This is a genomic window from Bartonella sp. AP57NXGY (genome assembly GCF_042195805.1).
Classification (GTDB): domain Bacteria; phylum Pseudomonadota; class Alphaproteobacteria; order Rhizobiales; family Rhizobiaceae; genus Bartonella.
On record NZ_JBHIOZ010000117.1, the window covers coordinates 1 to 3,863 of the forward strand.

Sequence of the window (3,863 nt, forward strand, 5' to 3'; positions counted from 1 at the left end):
GGCTCTGGGAGCTTTGGTAGTTTTGACTTTGCGGGTGTGACTTTCATTAATTACCGGAGTATTCACAACTATAATGTGAGTGCGAAGGCTGGAACAAAGCGCGCTATAGGCATTAAGCCGGATGAATGTCAATTCTTTCCTGTTGATGCGCCTGGTGTATTCCAAAAAACCTTTGCTCCTGGTGAAAGCTTGGATTTTGCCAACACGGTTGGAAGGCCGCTCTACACGATGCTTATCGTCGACCACGACCGTAATGCATGGGTAAAACCGGAGGTCTATAGCTATCCGCTTTACATTTGCACACGCCCTGAAATGCTGTTCAAAGCAGTTATAGGAGCGAAATAACATGCGGTGGAACGGGCTGCTAAACCAAATGGTTAAAGATGTACGCAACACTTTTGGGCAGCCCATCATCTACACGCGAAAGGACAACCAGCAATCTTTTCGTATCACAGCGATTTATGGCATTAAACATTCGGAATCGGACGCTGGTGGCAAAATCTCCACCACAATTGCAAGAAAGGAACTTGATCTTTGTATCAATGACATCGGGGGAATACCACCAAAACCTCAAGATAGTATTGTGGTCCTCTCTCCTGAAAACAACAAAGCCCCCTCTTCTCAAGAGCACTTCGTGGTCACAGATGTCCAAGCCTCTGAATCCGGTATGTATAAGCTTATCTTGCGGGAGATAAAACAATGAGGAACCTTTGTATTGTGTATTTCAAAATCAATAAGGCTGCCCAAGAGCCCTAACCACTGCAGCAAATTGGGGAGTAGCGGTGAATTTGTAGTTCCATGGTATACCAGAGCGGCGATGAACCCGACATCCCTCATATGTGATGTCTACTGATGCAATTCGTGTCCAAGTAGTTCGTTCATTCTTTTCAGAGCTTTCAAACACAATAGCTTGATCGGTTACCAAAAGACGCCCACGTGCTACAACTACCATTTGTTCTATTTTATTTACTCTACGTTTACCAACAAAATTAGCATATTCTTGAACTCCCAACAGTTTTTCATTAGGTGCTAGACGATAATCATATTCACTTGCATCAAGTTCTTGAAACATTTCACATGCTTCGGAAAAATTAAAGGGAGGGATATCTGGTTGTAACATCGCAACTTGTTGTTCAAAATGTTTTTTGCGTCTGTATAGACAATAATTATATAAAGCGGAACCTGCAGAAAAAGTGAGGATTATTAACAACCCCCATCCCCAAAAGCCTAATCCATCATCTTTGTCTGGTTTGTTAACTTGAGTGGGGGTAATTTGCTTATCAGTATCCTCAGCTGGTGCCTGAGTCACGCTGTCATCTTGAGTAGCAACATCTATTGACGAAGTCGAGGAGGAGGTAACAATTTCATTATTGTGTGTAATTTGATTTGGTTTGTCTTTGTGTACAGAAGCACCTACTATCGCAGAGCCGATAAATAATAAAGCTCCAATACCAAGAGTTTTCAGTCCGTTTTTCCGCCATTTTTTTATACATATTAAAATAAGTCCAACAATAATGACTGGCAATGATAACAACCATACAATCATCGCAATTGTATCAAGTATATCGAGCATTATTTTCCCCCTCCGCTATAAATAAAAAACTGAATCAAAAGATTTAAAGTGAGTCGACAAATAAAGTAAAGATAGCTTATCATTTTTAGAAAAAAGTGATATTAATGCTTGACATCATCATAAGGATATGAATAATCGAATCATGTGCCTAAGAAACACTTTAAATACACAGCGGATAGATTGCCGAAACAATCTCTTCTCCGCCAATTAAAAACTTTGACTCGTTATATGTTACACGCATATAATGGTTTTGTCGGGTGTGGCTGTGCCATAAAATACCCTTTTGGGAAAAGCATAGCGACGGACTGTGTACCGTGTTTCTTAGCACCCGGCATTCCTCTGGAATGTCAATAAGAAACTTCTAACTACACAGGAGTTCATCATGAACACACTTATAGAAATTAGAGAAAACACTGCTAATAGTGTTAGCACTCAGACTATGTCTAGTCGTGAGATTGCTGAATTATGTGGTAAAGAACATCGGAATGTTATGCGGGATATTCGGCAAATACTCACTGAGCTCAAAATTGAGCTGAGTGATTTTTCAGGATTATATAAAGATTCCACAGGTCGTACCCTTCCTTGCTACAATCTTCCCAAACGTGAGTGTTTAATTCTTGTTTCGGGTTACAGCACTGCTTTACGAGCAAAGATTATTGACCGCTGGCAAGAATTGGAAAGACAAGTAACAACACCACAAGTTGACTATTCGAAACCTGAGGCATTACTTGGTGTTTTGAATCACCTACAAAGTCAAATTGAGCAGAAAGATCATGTTATTGCCGAATTGGCTCCAAAAGCAGAAGCTTTAGATGGTTTAAAACGCTCTGATGGGTTGTTTGGTCTTATCGAAGCAGCAAAGATGTTGGAGGTACGACCAAAGGATTTAACGGATTACTTGCGTAAACATGATTGGGTCTATCGACGGGCTCCAGGAGCTCCCTTGTTACCTTATCAGGACAAGATCAAGAAAGGATTTATGGATTGTCCTGCTATCACCATTCAAAGACCGGATGGTACAGAAAAGGTGCTGCCTTCAACAAAAATTACATCCAGAGGATTGGCATGTTTGAGAGAGCAAATTCATGGAGGTGTGCAATGAAGATAGATACCAACTTCCTATGCGATTTGTGGATGGCATTGTTTCAGTTTTCTAATCATCAAAGCATTGGAGATGAGGATTGCACTGCCATAATTGAGATTATGGGCATGGTGGAAAAAGCTTTGATTTTAAAACTTCAAAATGAGGTTCCAAATATTACGAAGATTTTAGCAATTCTTACAGATTTTGGAGATTCAGAGTTACCGCATAGCATGGATTCTTTGTTACGCGCTTATGAACCAAATTTCGAGAGCCCCATTAAAAAGGTTGCTTAACTTAAAAACAAAACTCCCCTCCCTGTTCTTAAAATGGGGAGTGGTTAAACCCTACATTCAAATTTATTGATTTTGGCAAATTCGTCTGCTTTTTCAGTTTGTAATATACTAACGTCATAAGCAGCTTGCATGTTAAGCCAAAATTCAGCAGTAGTATCAAAAAAATAGGCTAATCTGAGAGCAGTATCGGGAGTCACTGGACTATTTTCAGCAACAATACGTTCTATTCTCGTGCGTGGAACATTTAATGCTTTTGCAAGAGCATAAGCAGAGAGAGCATATTCTTTTAAATATTCCTCTCGTAAAATTTCTCCGGGATGAATCGCTATATAATTTTTCATCTCGACCTCCTACAGATCAATGATAATCTACGATTTCAACTTCATAGGCACCATTAGAGCGCCATTCAAAACAAATACGAAACTGGTCATTAATACGGATAGAATATTGACCTTTACGCTCTCCTTTCAACGCTTCTAGACGATTTCCCGGAGGACTGCGCAAATCTTTAAGATCAACTGCTTTATCGAGCATAAACAACTTTCTTTGGGCTATACGCACTAGAGTGGTGGGAAAGCCTCTGGGCAGATTGCCTTCTAAAAGATCTTTACACCGCTTATCAGCAAAAGATTCAATCACCAAATCACCTTTATTCGTTCTTTTACGTATCATAACACGATACCAATATAAAGAAAAGGATAAATGTTAAATAACAGGAGCCCCCATGCATCCGAGAGAAACAATAAGGGAAAGCTTTGTTGCTTTGATAAAGGCAGCAAAAACAGTGGCTGGTGATAATGTTTTCAATATGCGTGACTTCAATTTATTTATTGAAACAATGCCAGCTATTAATATCTCAACACAAAGTGAAACAATTGAAGATGGACATGATTTTGGCTTAAGGCGGCGTGTT

At 39.7% G+C, this 3,863-nt stretch carries 7 protein-coding genes and 1 pseudogene; 5 read left to right on the forward strand and 3 right to left on the reverse strand.

The window, feature by feature from the left end; all coding sequences use genetic code 11:
* Window positions 1-345: major capsid protein (locus ACFIL8_RS08135; RefSeq protein ID WP_375689382.1), on the forward strand; the 345-nt coding region annotated here is incomplete at its 5' end.
* A 1-nt stretch (window position 346) separates the two neighbouring features.
* A complete protein-coding gene (locus ACFIL8_RS08140) occupies window positions 347-703 on the forward strand; it encodes a hypothetical protein (RefSeq protein WP_375682100.1) in 357 nt (118 codons plus the stop codon).
* A gap of 27 nt (window positions 704-730) precedes the next feature.
* Here ACFIL8_RS08140 and ACFIL8_RS08145 read toward each other — a convergent pair whose 3' ends face one another.
* A complete protein-coding gene (locus ACFIL8_RS08145) occupies window positions 731-1,573 on the reverse strand; it encodes a hypothetical protein (RefSeq protein ID WP_375612358.1) in 843 nt (280 codons plus the stop codon).
* 382 nt (window positions 1,574-1,955) lie between these two features.
* Here ACFIL8_RS08145 and ACFIL8_RS08150 point away from each other — a divergent pair, with 382 nt between their 5' ends.
* Window positions 1,956-2,675 carry a Rha family transcriptional regulator gene (locus ACFIL8_RS08150; protein ID WP_375682099.1) on the forward strand — a complete coding sequence of 240 codons (720 nt, stop codon included), beginning with the start codon at window positions 1,956-1,958 and terminating at the stop codon, window positions 2,673-2,675.
* Window positions 2,672-2,950: a hypothetical protein gene (locus ACFIL8_RS08155; RefSeq protein ID WP_375612356.1), complete on the forward strand. Its 279-nt coding sequence runs from the start codon at window positions 2,672-2,674 to the stop codon at window positions 2,948-2,950. Before ACFIL8_RS08150 ends, ACFIL8_RS08155 begins: the two co-directional genes overlap by 4 nt.
* 44 nt (window positions 2,951-2,994) lie before the next feature.
* Here ACFIL8_RS08155 and ACFIL8_RS08160 read toward each other — a convergent pair whose 3' ends face one another.
* Together ACFIL8_RS08160 and ACFIL8_RS08165 are read right to left on the reverse strand one after the other, a co-directional pair.
* Entirely contained in the window at window positions 2,995-3,291 is a 297-nt protein-coding gene (locus ACFIL8_RS08160; RefSeq protein ID WP_004861504.1) for a HigA family addiction module antitoxin, read from the reverse strand.
* A 16-nt stretch (window positions 3,292-3,307) separates the two neighbouring features.
* Entirely contained in the window at window positions 3,308-3,622 is a 315-nt protein-coding gene (locus ACFIL8_RS08165) for a type II toxin-antitoxin system RelE/ParE family toxin (protein ID WP_375610725.1), read from the reverse strand.
* Window positions 3,623-3,674: 52 nt separating this feature from the next.
* Here ACFIL8_RS08165 and ACFIL8_RS08170 point away from each other — a divergent pair.
* A pseudogene (locus ACFIL8_RS08170) lies at window positions 3,675-3,863 on the forward strand (hypothetical protein); the annotation flags it as partial.

What these genes read in the sequence shown, in the direction of transcription:
- ACFIL8_RS08150 (WP_375682099.1), top strand. Translation starts at nt 1,956, where the DNA reads ATGAACACACTTATAGAAATTAGAGAAAACACTGCTAATAGTGTTAGC.
- ACFIL8_RS08165 (WP_375610725.1), bottom strand. Translation starts at nt 3,622, where the DNA reads ATGATACGTAAAAGAACGAATAAAGGTGATTTGGTGATTGAATCTTTT.
- ACFIL8_RS08145 (WP_375612358.1), bottom strand. Translation starts at nt 1,573, where the DNA reads ATGCTCGATATACTTGATACAATTGCGATGATTGTATGGTTGTTATCA.
- ACFIL8_RS08160 (WP_004861504.1), bottom strand. Translation starts at nt 3,291, where the DNA reads ATGAAAAATTATATAGCGATTCATCCCGGAGAAATTTTACGAGAGGAA.
- ACFIL8_RS08140 (WP_375682100.1), top strand. Translation starts at nt 347, where the DNA reads ATGCGGTGGAACGGGCTGCTAAACCAAATGGTTAAAGATGTACGCAAC.
- ACFIL8_RS08155 (WP_375612356.1), top strand. Translation starts at nt 2,672, where the DNA reads ATGAAGATAGATACCAACTTCCTATGCGATTTGTGGATGGCATTGTTT.